The organism is Shewanella sp. ENK2, from assembly GCF_043568515.1.
Classification (GTDB): domain Bacteria; phylum Pseudomonadota; class Gammaproteobacteria; order Enterobacterales; family Shewanellaceae; genus Shewanella; species Shewanella japonica.
The window spans coordinates 2,917,678-2,940,248 of record NZ_CP171406.1 but is presented as its reverse complement, the minus strand read 5'-3'; the positions used below and the strand labels follow the sequence as shown (position 1 = coordinate 2,940,248).

Here is a 22,571-nt window from a genome sequence, read left to right as displayed (position 1 = left end):
TAGAAATAACCCCATGACGCCAGAACGTTTAGCCCGCATCAATGAAATGCTTGATAACCGCCAAGTCGACCTCACTGTGTGTCTCGATAAGGTTCATAAAACCAATAATATCGCTGCTACAGTCCGCACTGCCGACAGCGTAGGTATTCATCAAATTCATGCTGTCATGCCAGAAGACTCATTGTGGGTGTCAGGTAATACATCGTCAGGTAGTCACCGCTGGGTTAACACGATTAAGCATGTAACTTATCAAGAAGCGTATCAGCAGTTTAGAGCACAGGGAATGCAGGTATTAGCGACGACATTTTCAGACACAGCCGTGGATTTTCGTGAGATTGATTACACTAAACCGACGGTAATTGTACTGGGTAACGAACGAGATGGTGTTAGCCAAGAAGCAATTGACTGCGCCGATCAGCATATCATTATTCCTATGGTAGGCATGGTGCAATCACTGAATGTCTCTGTTGCTGGTGCTTTGATCATGTATGAGGCGCAGCGTCAACGCCAAGAGGCTGGACTGTATAATAACAGGCAATTAGACCATGAATATTGCCAAACTAAGTTATTTGAGCAAGGCCACCCTGTTTACGCTAAAGCCTGTCGAAGAAAGAATATTCCTTACCCTGAGATAGATGAATTAGGACAAATCAGTGCTGATGATGACTGGTGGGATCGCATGCGCGCTCCCGATCCAGAAGCGCTAGATACTGAAGCTTAAAGAATTGTGGTTTAAGCCTTATATTTTATGTTCAGTTCAGATCACTCGAATGCAGCTTATTTTTATATGTCAATATCTCATAAAATAAGCTGCAGATAGTCACTGCCATAAAACCCGATTTACCTAGTCTTCTCATTTCCCTAACCTTGTCATTAACTTAACCTTGTGCAGCTTTCTTCTGCATATTCAATGTCAATCAACCTATACAAAAGAATACAAGCCCCCGCCTTAATTATGTAATTAGCTCTGGCTTTTACCTCAGTGATGTTGAATGGGAGCTCCTGTAGTCGTTATGCTGATTTGTTTTTCAGTAAATCTAGAGTGATTAAATCTAAAGTTGCCAAATAACAAAAAGTAATAACTAACGTTTAATCAATAATATAAATCTAAATGTTGATTCATTCTATTAATATATGTCTTTCATCTTCCCTGTTTTTAATCTTTCAAAAACCTGATTTTGCGTTCACTTTGATTGTGATAATGCTCATAAAAATAGCAACGCCCATTGATAACAATACAATCGTATTGCAAAATAACAATACAGTCGTATTGCTAATATTGAGAGCGAAAATGAAATACATTTTAATATCACTTGGGATCATCAGTTTTATCATCGCAGCTTTTGGCTTTAACCCTTGGGCTACCAGCAATAAAAGTTCTAAGGTGCTATCTAATACTTATACTTCGCTAGAAACAGGTACTGAACGCAAAGCAAATGGTATTTATGAAGTTAGAGCCCTGACTAGAATGCCAAATGTTAGTGCTGAAATGGTGCGTTGGTGGTTTGCTGATTACCTGCAAACAACTGAGCAATATAAGAGGTGGCATCCTAACGCACATGTTTGGATGAACTGGGAAAACAAAGTTCCTGGAGAAGTGATAGGCGCCAGTCATTTAGTCCATGAATATCTCGGTACGACATTACACAAGTTACGTATTCAGTTTGTCGATCCTAAAGAAATACTCGATGATTATGAGCCTAGAAACGATCGTTTTGTTATTTGTGCCCGAGCTGGTTTACTTGAAAAGCCTCTCAATGCGACACACATGTGTCATGTCGTGCAAAATACTGAATATGGTGCCCAAATGCGTTCAGCTTTTTGGATGGGTTATGTTGAAAAACGTGATGGCAATGACACAGTAACCTCTATTGAAAGTGTTTTAGGTAATACGGCAATGGCGCGTATGTTTCTTATTAGCAAACAGGACTCAATTGATTTAATGACCCATGCCATCGAAGAAATGAATGTTCTAGCAAACTTTCTGCCTGATCTATATCAACAAGAAGTGCTATCAAAGCAAGTGTTACACTCTCATTAACTCTAGCAATAATATTTATCAGATAAAGGCTTAATGACTGTAACAATGACAGTGATTATAACAACCACTGTCTCTATCAATGTCGGAGATATTTCAAAGTAATTTTGAGATAAAAGGCTCAATATAAGGTTAAAGATTGCATCAAAATCTATGTATTATTCGGCTATTCACTTACTATTAAACACCATAGAAACTTGGCTGTTTGTCACTCTCATATATAGCCAAGTCATAGCTAACGATTAGTTAAATCATTGCCGAATAATACGTTTACCGAGGTCTATACATTTGAAACCCAACTTAGCCAACAGCGGGCGTAAAAATGCCGAGGAAGCAGAAAGAACCCGCGGACAAATACTCGCAAGTGCTTCAGAGTTATTCTCAACCAAAGGCTTTGATGCAACATCTTTACGTGAAATAGCCAATACAGCACAAGTCACGCACAGTACAATAACTCACCACTTTGGTGCCAAAATTGATATCTGGTATGCCATAGCCCACCGCAATATCAATAGTTATCGTAAGCAACTTGAAACTAAGCTAGGCCAAGCGATACGTCATGAAGTGGGTACACTTTGTATTTTTAAAACTGCCGTTGAAGTGCTAATCGACACCTTATTAAAGCACCCACAATTAGTCCGCTTAATGAGTATGGAACACGATACGGACAATAAAAGAGCATTGTTCTTAGCAGCTAAATTGAGTGAGTCACACCATTTAGTATCTGGCTTATTTGAAGCTGCAAGAGAAAAAGAACCTTGCCTGCAAAAATATAATGCTGATACCTTTTTAGTAATGCTGCTTGGGCTTATTTCAGCACCTGCATTATTTCCTATTTTGCAGAAAACATTAACCCAAACTAATATCAATAGTGATGACTTTAGGGCTCACTATAAAGCACTGATATTATCGACATTATTTCATTAAGCCTAAGCTTTTTCACAAGTGCCAACACATGAGCATGAACCTGTAATAATAGTTAAGTCTTGGTCAATCTTTGTCGTTGTCAACATCGCCACTCTGCCATATATTTGCCGGAGCGGATATTGAGCAAAACCGATATACGCCAAAGTTGAATGCCCTCTTGATTACCTAAACAAAATAACGCTATTGCGACGGCCAATTTAAAAATAATTTACAAAAATAATGCACAAAAAAATATAAACTAAATAAATCATATGGTTATATAGTTTTATTGACTTTAACTCAATACCTAAACCCGCTCCCCTTTTTCAAATAAAAACTGCATATCACTGAATATTAAATCACACACTTCGCAAAACAGAACAATAAACCCCATCTCAATTTGAATATTTATTCACCAAAAATTCATTTCATCGAGCACGACTCCTTCACTCAATTTTATTTACATTTATTTTACAACTGTAACAACTAAAGATACATTGATCGTCGCAGCGAGATAAAACAGCTTTTTACGCTGCAAAAATTATAATAAACAATTTTTTACTCTGAATAACATGGAAGATAGTTATGACAAAAAATAAAGCCACAACAGTGCTAGGACTGTCTGTGTTGGCACTTTCGATCTCTGCCAGCATCAACGCAGCACCTGTTTTCACACCAAATGTGAATAGTAATTCACCTCAGCTCAACCAACAAAACCCACTGCCAAAGCGTTATATCGTTAAATTTAAAAACGCCAATGCTGCAGCAGCTGGCTTTTCAACATCTGCATCCTCCGATGCCATAAGTGATGCCCAATACGAACCTAGAACCAATGAAGTCTTTTCTCACTTTCGCGCCATGAACAGTGTTTCAGCGAAAGAAATGAAGCGAATTGGGCGCAGCAATAGCTATAGCGTTAAGCTTGATAGTAAAAACCTACAAGCACTGAGATATCGTGCCGATGTTGATTACGTTGAAGAAGATGTACCACGTCGATTATTAAGTGAAAGCACTCCTTGGGGTCAGACTTATGTCGGCGCGACAGCTGTCAGTGATAGCCAAGCGGGCAATCGTACAATCTGTATTATTGATTCTGGATACGACTTGGGTCATAACGACTTAAACGCCAACAATGTCACTGGCACCAATAACTCTGGTACTAACAATTGGTATGAGCCTGGAGCTGGAAATGCCCACGGTACTCACGTTGCAGGTACCATTGCGGCTATCGCTAACAATGAAGGTGTTGTTGGTGTTATGCCAAACCAAAACGCGAACATCCATGTGATTAAAGTGTTTAATGCTTCTGGCTGGGGTTACTCATCCGATCTAGTCGCAGCTGTCGATACTTGTGTGAATAACAACGCTGATGTTGTCACCATGAGTTTAGGTGGTTCAGGCTCTAGTAACACAGAGAGAAATGCGCTCGCTGCCCATGAAAATAACGGTGTGTTATTGATTGCAGCTGCAGGTAATGATGGTAATTCAACTCTGAGCTACCCAGCATCTTATGACTCTGTCATGTCAGTAGCGGCGGTCGATAGCAATAAAGACCATGCGGCATTTTCACAGTTCACTGCGCAAGTCGAAATCTCAGGTCCTGGTGAAGCAATTTTATCAACGGTGACCCGAGGCGAAGGTCGTTTAGCCGATATTACTATTAACGGCCAATCGTATTTTGATAATGGCGTTGTGCCGCATAACCGCTATGTACTTTCTGGTTCAAACCATGTCAGTACTCCTTTTATCGGCTCTGCGACGGGTGAGTTGGCAGAATGTACTGTTAACGGCAGTAGTTTTAACTGTGGCAACATGAACAATAAAATTTGTTTAGTTGAACGTATTGGCAACCAAGGGACAAGTTACCCTGATATTAACGCAGTTAAAGCTTGTGAAGCCGCAGGTGCTAGCGCGTCAATTGTCTACAGTAATACCGCCTTACCAGGACTACAAAACCCATTTTTAGTCGACAGTAATAACGAAGCCCCTATTGTGTCTGTTTCAGTCGATCGCGCTACAGGTCTGGCACTGCGAAGTCAAATCGGCGCTACTGCAACTGTCAGCAATACCGATAATGAAGATTACGAATACTACAATGGTACATCTATGGCCACACCACATGTATCTGGTGTCGCTACTTTAGTATGGAGTCATCACCCAGAATGTAGTGCGGCCCAAGTACGTGCTGCGCTTAATGCAACAGCAGAAGACTTAGATGTTGCAGGTCGTGATAACCGAACCGGTTATGGTTTGGTTGATGCCCAAGCAGCTAAAGCTTATTTGGATGCCTCTTGTAATGGACCAACAGATCCTGGCACAGGTGTCGGTGATAATGAGCTGGTCAATGGTGTGGCTAAATCTAATTTAAGTGGCGCGACAGGTGATGAGTTATTTTACACAATTGATGTACCAGCAGGTGCTACAGACTTAAGCTTTACTATGAGCGGCGGTAGCGGTGACGCTGATTTATACGTGCAATATGGCGCAGCACCAACCACCAGCAGCTATGACTGTCGTCCTTGGAAAGGCGGAAATGCTGAATCTTGTCCTATCGCTTCAGCGCAAACGGGGACATACCATGTCATGGTGCGAGGTTATAGTGCATTTAGTGGCGTGAGTTTAGTGGCTAACTACACTGATTCGACTGGCGGTGGCAGTGGCGGCACCGGCGGCGCTGCAACTTACTCAAACAATACCAGCTATAACATTCCTGATAACAGCAGTGTAGGCGCTAGTAGCACCTTATCTGCAACACGCACGGGTGACTCAGGTGAAATCACCGTCAGCGTCAATATTAGTCATACTTACATCGGTGATTTAAAAGTCGAGCTATATAGCCCTACTGGTCAAGTTGCTGTATTGCATGACAACAGTGGCGGCAGTGCCAATGACATAGTTAACACCTATACGGTTGATATGTCAGGTGTTGAGTCATCAGGAGATTGGACGCTAAAAGCGGTTGATAGTGCACGACGAGATACTGGAACAATAAACGCTTGGGAGTTAAGTTTTCAATAACTCGACCCTGTCCGTAATGGGCAAGTTATAGTGCCTATGTTGCTGTAGCACTATATCTTTCTTATGCCTGCCAGCTCCCCTCTGGCAGGCATTTTTTATCAATCACTTAGAGTTAAGTTCAACCTTGCGGCCGCCTTCGACTTCTGTCACTTGATAATGCCATCCATATTGATTCACTAATTTTTCAGTTAACTCTAACCCTAATCCAAAGCCCAAATCATCCGCTTGATTTTGATCATCAGGGTCAAGGTTATAATTGGTAATCGATAAATGATCGTTTAACTGCTCAATCACCACCTTGCCGTTAAAAGTATGCTGAAATGCATTACGAATAAGGTTAGTAATAATGATCCGATATAAGCCTTCAGACATGGTTAATTCAGTATCGTCTGTACTCAAAGTGACTTCTACCGTTTTACCTTGTAAAAGATAATGTAACTCTGCTGTAATCGCTTCGACTAACGCGCCAACGGCCACATCACTGGTCGGTAATGACTTGCCTTCTTGACGGTTTAACCACAATAAGGTTTCAGTTAAATCAGTCATTGTTAGCCCTGCTCGCTCTATTCTATCAAGCACAGCCAGTTGTTTTTCTGCGGACAATTGCTTCGTTATCATTTTACGTAATAGCTCAGCATTGGTACGAGTAACTGCAATAGGAGTGCGCAGCTCATGGCTTGCATAGCCTAAAAAGCGTTTTTCTCTGTCTAAGGTTTCCTGCACAGAGCTTAAACTTGACTGTACTATGTCGGCTAACGTGTTTAGTTCACTGTAATGAAAATTAGGACGAGGCTGAGTTAGCTTGTCTTTATCAAGCGATTTAGCCCACTCTTTTAACTGTTCAACGGGATTGGCGACTTTACGCAGTACTAAAAAAAGCACTAATGAAAACAACATAATCGCAATCAATCCGACAAGTAAAATATAGATAAATTGCGGCGGTTTATTACTGCGCTTTTGTTTGTCTTGCTTATCTAGCATGACAGAGGCATATCGCACTGTATCGCCAGATATTACCTTCATTGCAAACAAGGCTCTTTTGGGTTGATCGATTATCGGTAACCCATCGATTTTTTTGGTTAACTGATTAGGCTCTAGGTCATTAACATCAATGTTATCTTGGATCACTTGGGGCAATGACTCCCAACGAGTCGCGACGGTAAGTTCCCCTATCGTTAAGGGCTTGTCGCCCTCTAATGTTATTTCATTCGCTTGAGAGCGAACAAAGTTCATCATCGCAACATCTAACCCAGAAAAAATAACTGACCGCAACAGCTGACATGCCGACAACGATAACAGTGCCAGTGAGTAACATGGCAAGTAAAAAGTATATTTTTATGCTGGGTCTTATCTTCATAATGTGGGCACACTCTTTTCAGATTCAACTTTAAGAACAAAGCCTTGGCCTGTTACCGTATGAATTAACTTATGCGCTTCTTCGCAGTTTCCATCCACCGCTTTACGTAAGTTAAACATGTGCACTTTAAGACTATTACTGTCTGGCTGCTCATCTCCCCACACACTTTGCATGAGCTTTTCTCGTGAAACGACTTTAGGGCTTTCTCGTAATAAACACTCAAGTATTTTAGTCGCTGTGGGTGATAATTTAAGCGGCTGTAGTTTTCGTGTAACCGTTTTACAGTGCAGATCTAATGCTAAATCCGCTACCATAAGCTTACTTACCTCGCCGCTGCGCCTGCGTGATAGCACTTGCGATCGTACAATTAACTCTTCCATCGCAAAGGGTTTAATGAGGTAATCATCTGCCCCTTTTGAAAAGCCAACTAACTTATCATCTAAGGTATCTCGGGCGGTAAGCATTAACACTGGTACATCAATGCCTTGAGCGCGTATACGTTCACACACTTCAAGGCCATTCATTTTCGGCAGGTTTAAATCCAACACCACAACATCGTATTGATTGGTTTCAATTAAATTAACGCCGACAGCGCCATTGGCTGCGTGATCGCACTGAATATCTTCCAGTTCAAGGTAATCAATAATCGCTGTTGCTAGGTCAATATCATCTTCAACCAGAAGTAACTGCAAATGATCAGACATTGTTTTCCCTCTTAGATTCCATATCAATGCGAAGCTTTATCGCCCGCGAATAATTGTGTATTCAATAGCCGTTACGCTGCACAAAACGAGCATCATTCACTGAGCAATAAGATCACATACTCAGTCTAACTGAATCGAATGATGCGTTACATTTCATTCTGCTATCATTGCGTTTGCAAAGTGTTAGCTGAGCCAAACAAACGTTGCTTTAACCTTTTAATGCCGCTTTCAGCATCGAATTGAATCATCAGCAACGACGGTGTTAATACTAAGGTTATCACTGTAGCAAATAGGATTCCGTAACCTAATGCCGCTGCAGCAGGAATTAAGAACTGCGCTTGCATTGAGGTTTCACTTAATAGCGGAGCAAGACCTGCAAATGTGGTAATCGAGGTCAGTAACACAGCACGTAAACGTCCTGTACAAGCTTGCTCAATAGCATCGCCAATCGGCATCGACTTATCACGTACTAACTCATTAAAGCGTGATACCAGTAGTAGACTGTCATTCACCACCACGCCACTTAATGCCAAAATACCATTTAGCGATAAGATACTGATAGTTAAATCATTCCACCAGTGCCCTAAAATCGCCCCCACAATACCAAATGGAATCGCTATCATAATGATCATTGGCTGCACGTACGATTTAAGCGGTATCGCCAACAGCGCAAAAATTAATATTAGCGCTAATACAAAGGTCGCTTGCATTGAGTCGGTGGACTCTTTTTGCTGCTCAGCTTCACCTGTAAAGTCAATTTTTACCGTTGGGTAGTCAGCATTTAATTGTGGCACCATGCTTTGTTGCAATTGCGTGACCAACTCATTTGACGCAATCACTTCTTTATCAACTACTGCGGTAATGTATACCGCGCGCTGGTTATCAATACGGGTGATTTCTGACTGCTGATAATCAGAGTAAACGTTGGCGACCGAAATTAACGGCACAACAGTACCATCAGCCGTTCTGACGTTGGCCGTCGTGACATCAGCAAACGTCTGACGATTTTCCTCAGGGTAACGAACTCGCACTTTCACTTCATCTTTACCACGTTGAAAACGCTGGACAATATCACCACCAAACGCTTGCAATACTTGCTTGGCTAAGTCAGCGGTATCCATCCCTAAAGCGCGCCCTTGAGGTGTTAACTCAAAACGGTACTGCGGCTCACCTAAGTCAAGGTTATCATCGATGCCACTCACGCCATCTATGGTTTGCAGTGTTTGCTTGAGTTTATTGGCCGCTTCAGTTAATAAACCATCATCATTGGCTTTAAGCTCAACTTTAAAGTTGTCGACCATTTCCTTCATCGACAGTACTTTAAGCTTACTTACCCCTTCCATTTGCGCTGACATATCTGACCATGCATTGGCAAAATCACGAGCGGTATAAGCGGCATCACTGTCTAATTCGATGATCACCGAACCTGACTTATCGGCGCTAGCGGTAACCTGAATGCTACTAATATCAGAGTGTGAATCAGCACCAAAATCACTTGAAAACTCCGTCTCGCCTGCGGCTAAACGCAAGGTTTTATCAAGCTCAATGGCATTGGCTTCCAGTGTCATCAAGTTGGTTTGAGTTTGGCCGTAGCTGCTGTCGTTAACCATGCGTATTTCAGCTCGCACTGTATCGCCTGCAATTTCAGGGAAAAAGGCCACGCGAACGCCACCGGTAAATGGCATACCAATCACTAACAAAAACAGTGCGATAAATACCATCACCACCGCATAACGCAACTTAAGGGCTTGGCTAATGACCTTTTTATAAACATGGTTGTTAAACCAATCCAGGCTATTATCAGCGCCTTGTTGAATCGTATTCCAAAACGTTTTTTTATCACTGCGCTGTGTATTCACATGCGCTAAATGGGCAGGCAAAATCAATTTAGATTCCACCAAAGACAGCAACAAACAGATGGTCACAATCGTGCCAAACTGTGCGTAAATTTCCCCTAGCTTACCTTCAATTGCGGCTATCGACATAAAGGCCACAACCGTTGTGAGTACCCCAAAAATCGTCGGTGCGGCAACTTTATGGGTACCGATAATAGTGCTTCGGATTGAGTCGCCTTGTTGCTTACGCGTGGTATAGATACTTTCACCGATCACTACCGCATCATCAACCACGATCCCAAGGGCCATGATAAAACCAAAAGTGGTCATTTCATTTAGGGTAAACCCAGCAAAGGTGTCCGTCATAAAGAATAACGTGCCGCTGAAGACAAACGGTAAGCTGGCTGCCACCCAAAATGCGACACGGATATTTAAGAATAACGCCAAAATGATAAAAACTAACGCAATTCCACTTAATGCATTTTTCGCTAACAGCGATAGCCGTTCAGTGATCAGATCACTCTTGTCATACCAGCTTTCAATCTCAATATTTTCAGGTAATAGGTTGCTGCTACGCCATGTTTCGATAACCTGTTTTGCTTGTTCAACGATATCAACCACATCACTGTATTCATCCATGACGACCTGAATACCCATCGCGTTTTGTTGGTTATAACGAGATAAACTGAATGTATCTTCTTCAAACGTATCGGTAACCACGGCAATGTCAGACAGTAGAATATGACTACCATCGGCATAGGTTAATACTGAGATATTTTTAAAGTCTTCAACTTCATAAGCTTGCTCAGACACTTTTAGGCGCACGGTTTTATCGGCATTACGTAAACTAGTCACGATACTGCTTGATGATTCAGCATTAATCGCATTAGAGACATCGGTCAAAGTCAGGCCATATGCCTGTAGTTTGACCTCATTCACCTCAACTGAAATCATTGGATCAAGTTTGGCGCTAATCGATAAGTCACGAATAGCACTTTGACTTAACAAATCTGATTTAAGCTGCTCTGCTAAATCTTGTAGGGTTTTGCGGTCAGCATCACCGTATAGTTGCACCCATATGGCATGCTCTTGACGACGGGCTTTATCAATAACCGGATTGTCAGCATCGGTTGGTAAGTTATTGATCGCATCAACTTTGGTTTTAACGTCAGTTAGCAACGTATCTAGGTCATAGTTAGTTTCTTTTTCGATTGAAACATTACTGCCTGATGCATTAGAAGTTGAAGTAATACGCTTAACACCCGAAATGGTTTCAAGCGCTTCTTCAATCTTCATTGCGATACTTTCTTCAGCACGAATAGGGTCACCACTGTCGTAACTCACCGATACTGTTACTAAGTCTGGTTCAAGGCTTGGAAAAGCTTCTTTGCGAATATCATTGAATGAAAACAGGCCGACAATGATCACGCCCATCATTAATAAGTTTGCCGCTACTGAGTTTTGAGCGAACCAAGAAATAATGCCTGATGGCAATGGCGCTTTGTCATTTACATGCTGACTCATTATAGCTCCTCAGTTGTTGGTACAACTTTCATACCCGCTTTAAAGTTGCTTAGTGGACGCTTAACCACTTGGGCTAATTCAGCCTCTTCTGTTGGGGTGACATAGATTTTATTCTGGCGTTCGAACAAGGTATGTGCTGTTGATTTTTGCAATAATCCTTGGGCATCAACCGTCCAAATTTCTCCTTGCTGTGAACGAGCTGATGAGGGCAGTTCCCATAGATAATCTAGTGTCATCCCTTCAATGGTTGCTTCAACAAAGGTGCCAGGATAAAGCGGCGCACCTTGCTCAAGTGGTTTCTCGACCACTAACACTAATGAACGTTGACGTGTGTCCTTGGCAACATATTGATGAGTACGTTCAACATAGGCAGACCACTGTTGCCCTTGTGTGGTGTCGCTGCCTGTTGCTTTTATTGTTGCATGCCATTGCTGCGCACTATCAGTATTAGCAGTGGCAGCATTAGTGCCATTACCCGCATTTATTACAGCTTGCGGTAAGTTAGCCCATTGCTTTTCGGATAACGGGATCTCAATCTCTATGCGGTCAACGCTATACAACATTGCGACTTCACCACCGACATTAATAAAGCTGCCTAATTGCACATTACGGCTGACAATCACCCCATCAAACGGGGCTTTTATTTCTGTATAGTGAAGATCACGCTCAGCTTTTTCTAACGATTTTTGCGCATTATCTAACGCAGCTTCAGCGCTTGCCAGTTGCGGCTCTCTAAGCACTAACGGTGAACTAGGTTCTCCACTTAATCCTGAGCGTTGCCACTCACTTCTTGCCTGTTCGCCTTCACGTTGCTCTTCTAGAAGTGCAAGTCTTGCTGTTGCGACATCGGCTTTAGCCTGTGACACAGCTTGCTGAAAGCTGGTGTCATCTAATCTTGCTAACAGTTCGCCTTTTTTGACAACTCGACCAGACTCAAAGCTGTCAGCTAACCATGTAATTCGACCACTGATTTCGCTGGTATAGGTCAGTTCAAAGCGTGGTTTGGTTTCGCCATATCCGGTGACTTGCGCCTGATAAGACTCCACAGCCGTCAGCTGTACCGCCACTTGCGATAACAAGGTGGTATTTGACGATGAAGCAGGTTTACCTTCAGGGCGCTCAGGTTGGTGCGCTTGAGTCGATGCCGCTGGCCCCTTCCCTTTCTCACCAGGTCCCGGTCCCATTTGACTGCCGTTATAAGCCGCGACGACAAATATTGAACCAGCAGCAGCTAAAGTGATCGCAATCGTTAAGGCATTCTTTTTTAATTTACGGGTAATGATTTGCTTCATGCTGATACTCCTAAACCTAGTGCTAGACCTAATTCAATTCGGTTTAATAATCTTTGATAAGTGGTGTTAGTTAATTGCGCTTCGATATCGAATGCCTGTTGCTGAACAGTCAATAAATCCAATATGTCGACTAAACCTTGGCGATACTTTTGCTGGTAACTGACGATGCTGCGCTGTGCACTTAAAAACGCATCGTCAAGATGGCTTTGCTGCAAGGTTAAAGCGCTTTCTTGGCCAATCGTATTCTCAACTTCGTTGACTGCAGTCAACAGGGTTTCTTGATAAGCCCAAAAGCTTTGCTCTGTCGTCAGTTGCGCTATTTCAGCTTGTGATTTAAGTTCACCACCTTGAAATAACGGTGCCGACATTTGTCCTAACACACTCCAAAGTGGGTTAGTCAGTAATGCTTCACTTGGGGTTTGAGCAATATCAGTTAAACTTGCCGACAAGCTAAATGAAGGCAACATTGCTTTATAAGCTGCGTCAGTGCGCAAGGCTTCCGCTTCAATATTAAAGAAGGCTTGCTGTAAATCGGGGCGGCCTGCCATATTTTGCACAGGCACAGCATCGAGCGGGTTAATGACATGGGGAAACTCACTGACAACATCAAGCGCTGGCATCTCACTTTCTGGCTGCCACTGACCAGTGAGTAACATCAAGCTTCGCTTGCTTTGGGCGACACTCTCTTGGTATTGAACCACTGTAGCGCGAGTTGAAGCTGTACTCGTTTTAGCATTATCCAGCTCTTCTAATGAGCCTAGGCCAGCTTGGTAACGTTCAAGCACTAAGGTTTCATTTTGCGCAAGGATGGCTAAACGGCGCTGTTCAATATCTAATAATTGTTGGTTAACACTGATCTCAAGCCAACCTCGCATGATATTAGCTGCAAGTAGATTTTTAGCCGCATCTACACTGGCTTGAGTCGCAGCAATATCTTTTGTGGCTGCCGCAGAGCTATCAGCCAACTTTTGCCAGATATCTAATTCCCAACTGACGGTGACATCAGCGCTATAAGATTCATCGCTGTCTTCGGCGTTTTGGGCATCAAATCCAGCAGTCACACTTGGCAAGCGACTAGCAGAGGTTACCCCTTGTTGTGCATAAGCAATCTTAAGGGCAATGATGCTTTGTTGTAAGCTTGGACTATGGTTTAACGCCGCTTCAAGGTAGGTATTCAATGCGGGTACACAGACTAAATCAGTCAATAACACATTGGCGTTAGTTGTATGTTGCACACCCGCATGACTCCCCGTACTGTTATTGACTGTTTTAATCAACTTTTCAATAGTTTGAGTACGATTGTCTGATGCTTGAGTCGCAAAGTTTGCGCTGTCATTGGCAGCGCAGCCGACTAGGCTTGTTAACACGATTGCAATGATGGAATGTCGAAACGTCATTGATGCTCTCCCACTAATATTGGGATAAGCATAATGAAGTGTGGGTTAAGGCAGGGTTAACGTCGAGAAGTTCTAAGTAACACACGACAAGGATTGAATAATGACTTCAAACTATTTAGGATCTTGCTATCAACATTCATTTAAGAAGTAACTCATGACCACCGAGCTTTATTTTATCTACGACTCACACTGCCCTTGGAGCTATGCTACCACTCCGATAGTCAATGCCTTACAAGATGCCTACCCTAAAATGAAGGTACACCTGCTGCACACAGCACATTACATGGGCAAAGACAGTGCTGGCGAAGAGCAAATGGAAGCAGCAGCCAGAGCCAGTGGCCTTAAATTTGGTCGTGAGCACATTCGTTATGTGAATAGTCCCAAAAATTCAGTCAAAACAGCAAACTTAATGGGCTGGCTGCAAAGCAAACAAGCCGACAAGCAATTACCTGTACTTAATGCATTGCAAAAAGCCCATTTTATTGAAGGTAATCCACTGGATACCAAACATGATTTTATGGACATTGTCGCCGAATATAAGCTGTCTCCATCAAACAAAATATTTAGAGATGAGCTAAGTGTCGATGCTGAATGTGTCATTGAAGCGATTGCAGAAATTCAACAAATGTTAGGCACAGCAAACTTTCCAGCGTTAGTGATGACAGTTGGTGACAACGCGATTTTCATTGACCACTCAAAATACATCAGCACGCCACTTGCGGTTGTTGATGCCGTTAAAAAAGAAATTGCAGCTTTTAAATAACGCCAATATCCATTAAAAAACACGGTTTATACCGTGTTTTTTTATGCCGATTACACCGGCTTTCTGCACAGGTTTACACAGCCAGCGGTAATTGATTTAGCCAATAATCAATTACCGCTGGCTGGTTCTGTTAGAATGTCGCCCATAATAATATCAAAACGCAGTAGATTGGATTTCATGAAAGAATTTATCATCATTGGCGCTGGCCAATCTGGGCTATCTATGGCTTACAATTTAAGCCAACAAAATAAAGATTATCTGATTCTCGATGCTAATGATTGTATTGGTGCCCCTTGGTTAAAACGTTGGGATTCGTTAACCCTGTTTACCCCCACTGAATATAACCATTTGCCCGGCATGAAATTCCCCTTCCCTAAGGGCTATTACCCCAATAAATATGAAGTCGCTGACTACTTGAAAAGCTATGTAGAACACTACACTATCCCTATCGAGTTTAATCAAAAAATCACTGCCGTCACTAAAGTAAATGGGATTTTTGAAATCACCAGTGCCACGACAAAATATAAAGCCAAACAAGTGATTATTGCCACGGGGCCTTTTCACACGCCCTATACGCCACCATGTCATGTCGATATCGCTGAAGGGGTAACTCAACTGCATAGCGAGAATTATAAAAATCCTTCACAGCTTCAAGACGGTGATTGTTTAGTTGTTGGTGCGGGTGATTCTGGTGTGCAAATTTTATCGGAAATTGCAGATACCGGCCGAACGGCATATTTTTCAGGTACCGATCAAATTAAGGCAATACCGCAAACTTTTTTGGGTAAAACCTTATGGTGGTGGTTTACTAAAATCGGATTTTTATCAGTCAATCGCTACAGTAAAATTGGCCAATGGTTAAGTAAAGGGGTTCAGCCCGTTATTGGTACAGATGTTAAGTCCCTACTCGCTAAAGAGAATGTCATTCACATGGGGCGAACCTTATCAGCAGAAAAAGAGACAATAACGTTTCAAAAAGGCAGCATCAGCACGATTAAAAACATTATCTGGGCTACAGGTTTTAAACCTAACTTCTTTTGGATTGATGGTATCTCATTTGATGAAATGAATTACCCCAGTAATTATCGCGGCGTCAGCAATGATGTTGAGGGCTTATATTTCATCGGCCTACCTTGGCTTTACACCCGGGGTTCAGCTACGCTTGGCGGTGTATACAAGGATGCTGATTACCTAATGAAATACATTTCTAACAACAAGGTAGCGGCGTAAAATCACCTTGGCTGCTGACTTTCCCATAAATAAAGCGAAATAAGATAGTCCTTATTTCGCTTTATTATTGAATCTCTATGATGCCTTATCAGCAATAACCGCTTTACTTGAATTAACTCAACTGACTTAACTTGAGCTCTAGTTAACTTGGGAGCTACTAACTGAAAAGCCAAATCGTTTAGCTAAGGCTTTGCACTTGTGAAGCCAAAAGCCAAATCGCTAATGCGAAAAATATTAACCCCATAAACTTGTTTTGGTAAGTGCGAAACTTTTCATTTTTAAGTAATGGCTTACCTAAGCTGCCAACGAGTGCCACCAGCAGTAAGTTGAACAACAGCCCCATCACATTAAGCAATAATCCCAGTGCTAGCATTTGTTCGCCAGAGCTGGCTGTAAGCTGAGTAGACACAAACTGAGGTAAAAACAGCACAAAGAAGATCAGCGCTTTTGGATTAAGTAGATTACTAAAAACCGCACGGCGATAAAGTAACTTGGCTAAGTTATTTTGCTGCTCAATTTCAGGTGCATCCGCTGCACTGCGGCGCATGCAGTCCCACCCCATCTTTAATAAGTAAGCGCCGCCCAAAACTCTTAATACTTCTAACGCTATTGGATTCATCGCCACTAATGCTGATACACCCATTGCCGCAAGTAAGGTTAAAATTAACCCTGAAGTCGCATTACCAAAGCTTGCATATACGCCAACTTTTCGGCCATAACTCAGACTTGAACTGGCAATCAGCAGCATGTCAGGCCCAGGGATCAACAATAAAGCGACCACAGTGGTTAAATAAACAGGGAGTAAAGCCAAGTCGATCATGATTGATTAGATAAGTAATTAAACAAGGCGCGGATTTTACAGCTATCCAACATGAATAAAAGTCATGTTGTTTTTAAATGTGAGCTACAGTCGGCAAAGTTTGTTTACGCCAGCTACGTGCTCATTACTAAGTGACACTCAACTCTCGTTACCACCTCCAGAACAGCATCTGTAGGCAGGGGGAACTTATCGCTTCACTCAACATAGACACACCCTAGTAAACCCAAAAAGGCTTAGTGATTATCACTAAGCCTTTTTAAGCAAGTTATACCAAGGTGTTTAACGGTAGAACGCTTCCACAGTACCTTTAACAGTCATAAGTAAAGGTTGACCACGACGGTCTAATGCTTTACCAGCTGGAACTTTAACCCAACCTTCGCTGATACAGTATTCTTCAACATCAAAACGTTCTTTGCCATTAACCTTAATGCCAATATCAAATTGAAAAATCGCCTCAACATGATGTGGGCTGCGTGGATTAACAGATAAGCGATCAGGTAAAGCGGGTTGTGAAGTTGTATCGTTCATGGTCATGCTCTGTAGTAATAAGATCTAGTGCTATTGTAGGCAATACCAACTCTTTGCTCAATGAATATATCTTTTGGTGTGTCCCAATTTGCGGTTAATGAGACATTAACAACGCCAAATTCAAGTCTCATTCTGCTATTCGATAACACGATTAATGCCAAGCCGACGTTTACAGGTAAGTAATGACTAAGCCACTAGGGAATAGCAACGACAGTGCTGTATTGTTGGCTAATTGACTAAGCGGCAACCACAGACGGTATTACTTGGCTGAAATAAGACTACAGCAAAGTCTTTGGCATCATCTTGTTCAAGAACTTGTAAGCTCAGATTATGCATACCGTCTCGGCTTAAATTTAAGTTACTAACGTAGGAAAGATAACGATAATGCTCTGGCGGTTGCTGATCTTCAGCCAGTGGGCTTTCTTGCTTAGTGTTCACCGAAATATCATAAATCCGATTTTGATTATCTATATGATTTACTTGGCCTTGCATAGAGACAGTGCCCGCAGTGGTGCCATCGATATTAAAATAGCGATAATGCACTTGTACTTGGCCATCTTTTGATAATAAATCCACCAAAAGATAATGATTGCTGTCTTGTGTTTCATTATTGCGATTGTATAACTCAGAACTACAGCTCAACATAAAACTTGGGCTAGTTTTGTTCAATTGATACCCGCCAGCGATCCCCGTTGTGAAGAGTAATATTGCCACCAAGCCTAATAACCAACGCCATGAAAAACTCATTGGTGTTCCTCCTGCTCTTGAAGCCAAGCCATGAATCGGTAAACGTCAGTCATAGCAATCACGTTAATCACAAATCTCAACCCCTTTTAGCCATTGTTGGCTGACAAACTTTTTGGGTTGTCTCAGGTCGCTTATTTTGAGGTTACGAATAACAGATTGACCAATAAGCTCACCACGTAACGTAATATTAAGTACTTGCTCATCGTGTGACAGTGACAAATAAACACTTTGCAATGAAGATTGCTTACACTCAGCTAAGCTTTGCTCTAATTGGGCGCCCTGCTCTTTTAGTAAGGCATTATTTGTTTTCGATGATGAGTACAAAATCACATCAACAGTTTTGCCTGAGGCCAATGTCACCGTAGATTCACTAAACGGCTGCGCTGGCGATGTCGCTGTTTTCGAAAACTGTCCCCATAATATGATCGTTGTCATTATGGAGACGATGACAAAGATGCCAATGCATGTCGCCAAGATGATCACATTAGAAGGTAAGCGCTGAGATTGATGTTTGCGACTTCGGTGAGGTTTTAATAGATACCCTTGTCCTTTGACTGTTTCTATTAGCGTTTCATACTGCGGGCCTAAAAAAGCTCTAAGCGTGAAAATCGCATGAGTGACTGACGCATCGCTTAATGGTGGCGCTTGTTCGCCCCCTTTTTTCAGCAAAGGTTTAGCCACAACTTGCCCTTGATAATCAATCAATAAGCTCAGCACTTGTCGTTCAGCTCGAGGAAGATGCCACACATCTCCTGTCTGTTGGTTAGTTAGCTCACCCTTAGCTTTATTAAACCGGCAATGCCCTAAATGCATTCATCTTTTCCCAACCACACTTCTATAAATACAGTGTAGAAAGAAAGTATAAATTTTTCTGTGATCCTGATTAATTTAGTGGCCTTTTTGTAACAAGCCAAAGGGCTTTTATTTACCTTTGCACAACAAAGTGAGAGGCAAGTCACTTAAATTCATAATGTAAATAAAACCAATTAACCGTTAATAGTGCCGTTAATCTTGATTAATCTCATTAATAGCGTGACCTCCCTCACAAAAAGTAGCACGTTGCCTCAAAAAATCATCAGTGAGTAACGGAGTTAACGCTCCCAAAATCCGTTTTTCTTACCTCCACATTAATTGGCTAATCATCACAAAATTTATCTGCACATTGCTTACATTAGCTCTATCGAGCAACGCCTACCAAGATGATAAAAGCCAGTAAGGCACTGACTCGAAGAGATGAACAATTAACAACAAAACAAGCATGACAAGCTTGAACTTAATCAATAAGAAAACAGCAAATAGGGTGATTATTATGAGCATAACTAGACGTCAAGCCTTAACCCAAATTATTGGAATCAGTAGTGTCGCAGCAGGTGCTACTTTAGTGGGTACTTCAGCATTTGCTGCCACTGATGCCGATGGAAATTTCCGTTTAGAACTCGGTGATAAATTAAAGTATGTACCATTAGATGCCATGGCCACAGCAAAACTCGCCTACGAAACAGGTGGGGGCTGTATGCATCAAGTTTTTCACGCCATTATTACTAAACTTGCAGAGTCATCAAGTGCAGATGCGGCTAACTTTGCCTCAATCCCAACAGCATTAGCTGGTTACGGCTGGGCAGGTATTGTTGGTCAAGGCACCATTTGCGGCAACTTAAATGCCGCTGGGATGCTGATTAATATCCTTGATGATATTAACGATCAAAATTCAGCGGTCATCAGCGCATCATTTAGATATTACGAAAGAGAAGATCTTCCACTTTCTTCTGATGAGTTTGTTGCTGGTATTGGATCAACTGCAGAAAAAAGCCTGTTAGTCGGCCTTACTTCTATCGCCAACAGTCCATTATGTCACTCATCAATCAGTAACTGGTCAGCAATCAATGGCGGCAAACCTTTTGTTGAAAAAGGCGAACGTTGTAAACGTCTATCAGCGAGCATGGCCTACTACATCGTCGATTTGCTCAATCGTGCATACGCAGGAGAAGATATTGGCGTATTACCAGAGTCTATGGCATCAGAAGCAACAGCAAGTTGTCAATCTTGCCACGGCACAAGTGACACTATGGGCTCAGCAGCGAGTGTTAAAGGCGATTTAGAGTGTGAAACTTGTCATACCGGACATTTCAATTAAGGAGCCCATCATGAAACGCAAACTTTTGAGCGCCTTATTAACGAGCTCACTGCTACTCATAGGTTGTAGTGATGATGACAATACAACGGAACCTGTCGATCCACCGGTAGTTGAACCACCGGTAACTGATCCTGTTGATCCACCCGTCAGTGAATCTGTAGCCATTGATGAAGCAGAAGCGGTAACGTTAACATTAGAAACATTCGACACCGACTCTGGCACACTCACTTTTACTTTGACAAATGATGCAGACAAAGCAATAACCGATGCCTCTAATTATCAGATTATGTATTTTGGTTATCCTATTTCTGGGTCTAACAATGCTAAAGCATGGAAGCGTTGGCATGTGAGTCAAAGTTATAGCTGCGATACGAGTACTGAAGATGCATGTAATGGGGTATTAACCGAAACAGATATTGCTGGGCAATATACCTTTAATGCCACTGACTTAGACCTTGATAGTAAAGCTGCAGCCGGCGCTGTCGAGCAATATAAAGTGGCCATTTTGATTCATGGGGCTAAGGCGAGTAATGAGTTCGAGCTAATTACAGCCGAAGAATAATCGTCGCCCAGCCTGATACCAATCCCCATACAAAGGCATTAGGCATTTATAGCCGTAGCGTGTTGCTACGGCTTTTTTTGTGACGATTTTTGCGATGATTTTTTGCAATAAGAGTGATCAAGGTAACAAATTGAATCGATGTTTATACCTTCACTGTCACTGTGTTTGTAACTGTGAATTGGGTCAGATTCCACGTAAAAAAATGGTGATAAGCTCCGAACATCTTTTTTTATGGAATTGATATGCATACCCTTTTACGTCATCCGTTGATATACCTTGTTACTTTACTGACGCTCTTCAGTCAGCTGGTATTTGCTAATCCAACAGCAATGACACCTAAGGGCAATACCCCATCAACTCAATCATCAATTTCAACTTCAGTAATAACGTCTAGCCATCATCAAGAGGCAAGCGACACATCATGCCAAGCTTGTTCAAACTGTCAGCATGAACATGAAAAAAACCAACAAACAGTTAGTTGCCAAAGCAATAATACTTGTCAATTCAATTGTGAGAACTGCTCATATATCAGCCTAGCAGATACCTTATCCATTAAGACGCCTTGGCATTTCAATCAAAATCTGGGGCATTTCATCGCCACTACCCTGCCTTACTTTCAATCAATCGATGCGTCGCAAGCATTTAAGCCGCCTATCAGTTAACGCTATAAAACCGTTTTAGTAACAACGACTAATAACACTTTTATATCTACACAAACGACAATTTACGGACGAAACGACGCAGGTTATCGTCCGACTATTTCATGGAATTAAGCAATGAAAAATATTATCTATATCGTACTGAGCCTCTTTTTAATTAGCTCTACTGTGCAAGTCGCCACAGCCGCACATCACGTTAGCGAGCAGCATCAATCACATGTTTGCCCTATGCATCCCGAAGTCACAGGTAACGCTGGAGATACTTGTCCTAAATGCGGAATGAACTTAGAACAAGCCCATAAAACCGACGGTGATCACTGCCCTAATAAAGGCCACTGCAAAGGTTGTGATGGCAAAGCCAAATGCGAAAACTGTAAACAATGTGAAAACTGCAAAGGCTGTGATGGCAAAGCCAAATGTGAAAACTGCAAAGGCTGTGACGGTAAAGCTAAATGCGAAAACTGTAAAAAGTGCGAAAACTGCAAAGGCTGTGACGGTAAAGCCAAATGCGAAAACTGCAAGAAATGCGAAAACTGCAAGAAATGCGAAAACTGCAAAGGCTGTGACGGTAAATCTAAATGCGAAAACTGTAAGCTATGCGAAAACTGCAAAGGCTGTGACGGTAAAGCTAAATGCGAAAACTGTAAAAAGTGCGAAAACTGTAAAGGCTGTGATGGTAAAACCAAATGCGAAAACTGCAAAGGCTGTAACGGTAAAACCAACTGTGATAACTGTAAAAAGTGTGCTGATAAAGCTAACTGCAAATGCTGTTCAGCAAAACATGCACACAAAGATCATAAGACCAAGCAACATACTCATGCTTGCCCAATGAATACCAGTATTACAGGTGTTGAAGGTGATAGCTGTCCTAAATGCGGCATGAAACTGATGCCAATGAGCGCCGAAAAAACTGAACACGCTCACCATTAGGAATATCTGATACCGCTAATTAACGATTAATTAGCGGTTTACATTTTGACTGTAGATACTTTTTAAAAGCCTTACATAAGCATCTGACTATCGTAAGGCTTTGATGACTTTCTCCGCCCAACGCCTT

General features: G+C 42.0%; 19 protein-coding genes. 10 read left to right on the top strand and 9 right to left on the bottom strand.

All coding sequences use genetic code 11. The annotated features are described in order from the left end of the window. Positions 1–13 precede the first annotated feature (13 nt). The 4 genes from trmH to ACGEDC_RS12775 all read left to right on the top strand — a co-directional run bounded on the left by trmH (position 14) and on the right by ACGEDC_RS12775 (position 5,962). A complete protein-coding gene (gene trmH / locus ACGEDC_RS12790; RefSeq protein ID WP_394493633.1) occupies positions 14–721 on the top strand; it encodes a tRNA (guanosine(18)-2'-O)-methyltransferase TrmH in 708 nt (235 codons plus the stop codon). Between the two features lie 570 nt (positions 722–1,291). Continuing rightward, positions 1,292–2,041 carry a DAPG hydrolase family protein gene (locus ACGEDC_RS12785; protein ID WP_394493631.1) on the top strand — a complete coding sequence of 250 codons (750 nt, stop codon included), beginning with the start codon at positions 1,292–1,294 and terminating at the stop codon, positions 2,039–2,041. A 285-nt stretch (positions 2,042–2,326) separates the two neighbouring features. After that, a complete protein-coding gene (locus ACGEDC_RS12780) occupies positions 2,327–2,965 on the top strand; it encodes a TetR/AcrR family transcriptional regulator (RefSeq protein WP_055022538.1) in 639 nt (212 codons plus the stop codon). A gap of 564 nt (positions 2,966–3,529) precedes the next feature. Then, a complete protein-coding gene (locus tag ACGEDC_RS12775) occupies positions 3,530–5,962 on the top strand; it encodes a S8 family serine peptidase (RefSeq protein ID WP_394493628.1) in 2,433 nt (810 codons plus the stop codon). A 102-nt stretch (positions 5,963–6,064) separates the two neighbouring features. On the opposite strand, the gene ACGEDC_RS12770 is transcribed toward ACGEDC_RS12775, so the two are convergent. The 5 genes from ACGEDC_RS12770 to ACGEDC_RS12750 all read right to left on the bottom strand — a co-directional run bounded on the left by ACGEDC_RS12770 (position 6,065) and on the right by ACGEDC_RS12750 (position 14,071). After that, positions 6,065–7,198, bottom strand: coding sequence for a sensor histidine kinase (locus ACGEDC_RS12770; RefSeq protein ID WP_394493626.1), 1,134 nt, complete (start codon positions 7,196–7,198; stop codon positions 6,065–6,067). Positions 7,199–7,315: 117 nt separating this feature from the next. Further along, on the bottom strand, positions 7,316–8,023 hold the full coding sequence (locus ACGEDC_RS12765; protein WP_394493624.1) for a response regulator transcription factor: 708 nt from the start codon (positions 8,021–8,023) through the stop codon (positions 7,316–7,318). 164 nt (positions 8,024–8,187) lie between these two features. Further along, positions 8,188–11,382 carry an efflux RND transporter permease subunit gene (locus ACGEDC_RS12760; protein ID WP_394493621.1) on the bottom strand — a complete coding sequence of 1,065 codons (3,195 nt, stop codon included), beginning with the start codon at positions 11,380–11,382 and terminating at the stop codon, positions 8,188–8,190. Further along, positions 11,382–12,674: an efflux RND transporter periplasmic adaptor subunit gene (locus ACGEDC_RS12755; RefSeq protein ID WP_394493619.1), complete on the bottom strand. Its 1,293-nt coding sequence runs from the start codon at positions 12,672–12,674 to the stop codon at positions 11,382–11,384. Before ACGEDC_RS12755 ends, ACGEDC_RS12760 begins: the two co-directional genes overlap by 1 nt. Continuing rightward, complete coding sequence (locus ACGEDC_RS12750; RefSeq protein WP_394493617.1) at positions 12,671–14,071, bottom strand: TolC family protein; 1,401 nt, start codon at positions 14,069–14,071, stop codon at positions 12,671–12,673. The genes ACGEDC_RS12755 and ACGEDC_RS12750 overlap by 4 nt, the downstream gene beginning before the upstream one ends. A gap of 154 nt (positions 14,072–14,225) precedes the next feature. Here ACGEDC_RS12750 and ACGEDC_RS12745 point away from each other — a divergent pair, with 154 nt between their 5' ends. Beyond that, positions 14,226–14,834, top strand: a complete 609-nt coding sequence (locus ACGEDC_RS12745) for a protein-disulfide isomerase (RefSeq protein WP_394493615.1) — start codon at positions 14,226–14,228, stop codon at positions 14,832–14,834. Between the two features lie 177 nt (positions 14,835–15,011). Next, on the top strand, positions 15,012–16,064 hold the full coding sequence (locus tag ACGEDC_RS12740) for a flavin-containing monooxygenase (RefSeq protein WP_055022546.1): 1,053 nt from the start codon (positions 15,012–15,014) through the stop codon (positions 16,062–16,064). 178 nt (positions 16,065–16,242) lie between these two features. On the opposite strand, the gene ACGEDC_RS12735 is transcribed toward ACGEDC_RS12740, so the two are convergent. The 4 genes from ACGEDC_RS12735 to ACGEDC_RS12720 form a co-directional block, all read right to left on the bottom strand. Then, positions 16,243–16,884: a LysE family translocator gene (locus ACGEDC_RS12735; protein ID WP_394493612.1), complete on the bottom strand. Its 642-nt coding sequence runs from the start codon at positions 16,882–16,884 to the stop codon at positions 16,243–16,245. A 279-nt stretch (positions 16,885–17,163) separates the two neighbouring features. Beyond that, complete coding sequence (locus ACGEDC_RS12730) at positions 17,164–17,412, bottom strand: DUF3297 family protein (RefSeq protein ID WP_055022548.1); 249 nt, start codon at positions 17,410–17,412, stop codon at positions 17,164–17,166. A 228-nt stretch (positions 17,413–17,640) separates the two neighbouring features. Continuing rightward, the gene (locus tag ACGEDC_RS12725) at positions 17,641–18,159 is read right to left on the bottom strand and encodes a hypothetical protein (protein ID WP_394493610.1); all 519 of its coding nucleotides are present in this window, start codon (positions 18,157–18,159) and stop codon (positions 17,641–17,643) included. A 63-nt stretch (positions 18,160–18,222) separates the two neighbouring features. Next, entirely contained in the window at positions 18,223–18,972 is a 750-nt protein-coding gene (locus ACGEDC_RS12720) for a winged helix-turn-helix domain-containing protein (protein WP_394493608.1), read from the bottom strand. Positions 18,973–19,468: 496 nt separating this feature from the next. On the opposite strand from ACGEDC_RS12720, the gene ACGEDC_RS12715 reads away from it, so the two are divergent. The 4 genes from ACGEDC_RS12715 (at position 19,469) to ACGEDC_RS12700 (ending at position 22,444) form a co-directional block, all read left to right on the top strand. Further along, positions 19,469–20,293 carry a cytochrome c3 family protein gene (locus ACGEDC_RS12715; protein ID WP_055022551.1) on the top strand — a complete coding sequence of 275 codons (825 nt, stop codon included), beginning with the start codon at positions 19,469–19,471 and terminating at the stop codon, positions 20,291–20,293. Positions 20,294–20,303: 10 nt separating this feature from the next. After that, a complete protein-coding gene (locus ACGEDC_RS12710) occupies positions 20,304–20,855 on the top strand; it encodes a hypothetical protein (RefSeq protein WP_055022552.1) in 552 nt (183 codons plus the stop codon). A 242-nt stretch (positions 20,856–21,097) separates the two neighbouring features. Continuing rightward, complete coding sequence (locus ACGEDC_RS12705) at positions 21,098–21,517, top strand: hypothetical protein (RefSeq protein ID WP_394493605.1); 420 nt, start codon at positions 21,098–21,100, stop codon at positions 21,515–21,517. Positions 21,518–21,631: 114 nt separating this feature from the next. Continuing rightward, complete coding sequence (locus ACGEDC_RS12700) at positions 21,632–22,444, top strand: heavy metal-binding domain-containing protein (protein WP_394493603.1); 813 nt, start codon at positions 21,632–21,634, stop codon at positions 22,442–22,444. Positions 22,445–22,571 lie beyond the last annotated feature (127 nt).

Excerpts from the sequence above, each read along its gene's own strand:
- ACGEDC_RS12755 (WP_394493619.1), bottom strand. The coding sequence starts at position 12,674 with ATGAAGCAAATCATTACCCGTAAATTAAAAAAGAATGCCTTAACGATT.
- ACGEDC_RS12775 (WP_394493628.1), top strand. The coding sequence starts at position 3,530 with ATGACAAAAAATAAAGCCACAACAGTGCTAGGACTGTCTGTGTTGGCA.
- ACGEDC_RS12750 (WP_394493617.1), bottom strand. The coding sequence starts at position 14,071 with ATGACGTTTCGACATTCCATCATTGCAATCGTGTTAACAAGCCTAGTC.
- ACGEDC_RS12760 (WP_394493621.1), bottom strand. The coding sequence starts at position 11,382 with ATGAGTCAGCATGTAAATGACAAAGCGCCATTGCCATCAGGCATTATT.
- ACGEDC_RS12725 (WP_394493610.1), bottom strand. The coding sequence starts at position 18,159 with ATGAGTTTTTCATGGCGTTGGTTATTAGGCTTGGTGGCAATATTACTC.
- ACGEDC_RS12735 (WP_394493612.1), bottom strand. The coding sequence starts at position 16,884 with ATGATCGACTTGGCTTTACTCCCTGTTTATTTAACCACTGTGGTCGCT.
- ACGEDC_RS12765 (WP_394493624.1), bottom strand. The coding sequence starts at position 8,023 with ATGTCTGATCATTTGCAGTTACTTCTGGTTGAAGATGATATTGACCTA.
- ACGEDC_RS12745 (WP_394493615.1), top strand. The coding sequence starts at position 14,226 with ATGACCACCGAGCTTTATTTTATCTACGACTCACACTGCCCTTGGAGC.
- trmH (WP_394493633.1), top strand. The coding sequence starts at position 14 with ATGACGCCAGAACGTTTAGCCCGCATCAATGAAATGCTTGATAACCGC.
- ACGEDC_RS12720 (WP_394493608.1), bottom strand. The coding sequence starts at position 18,972 with ATGCATTTAGGGCATTGCCGGTTTAATAAAGCTAAGGGTGAGCTAACT.
- ACGEDC_RS12785 (WP_394493631.1), top strand. The coding sequence starts at position 1,292 with ATGAAATACATTTTAATATCACTTGGGATCATCAGTTTTATCATCGCA.
- ACGEDC_RS12700 (WP_394493603.1), top strand. The coding sequence starts at position 21,632 with ATGAAAAATATTATCTATATCGTACTGAGCCTCTTTTTAATTAGCTCT.
- ACGEDC_RS12715 (WP_055022551.1), top strand. The coding sequence starts at position 19,469 with ATGAGCATAACTAGACGTCAAGCCTTAACCCAAATTATTGGAATCAGT.
- ACGEDC_RS12705 (WP_394493605.1), top strand. The coding sequence starts at position 21,098 with ATGCATACCCTTTTACGTCATCCGTTGATATACCTTGTTACTTTACTG.
- ACGEDC_RS12740 (WP_055022546.1), top strand. The coding sequence starts at position 15,012 with ATGAAAGAATTTATCATCATTGGCGCTGGCCAATCTGGGCTATCTATG.
- ACGEDC_RS12730 (WP_055022548.1), bottom strand. The coding sequence starts at position 17,412 with ATGAACGATACAACTTCACAACCCGCTTTACCTGATCGCTTATCTGTT.
- ACGEDC_RS12770 (WP_394493626.1), bottom strand. The coding sequence starts at position 7,198 with ATGATGAACTTTGTTCGCTCTCAAGCGAATGAAATAACATTAGAGGGC.
- ACGEDC_RS12710 (WP_055022552.1), top strand. The coding sequence starts at position 20,304 with ATGAAACGCAAACTTTTGAGCGCCTTATTAACGAGCTCACTGCTACTC.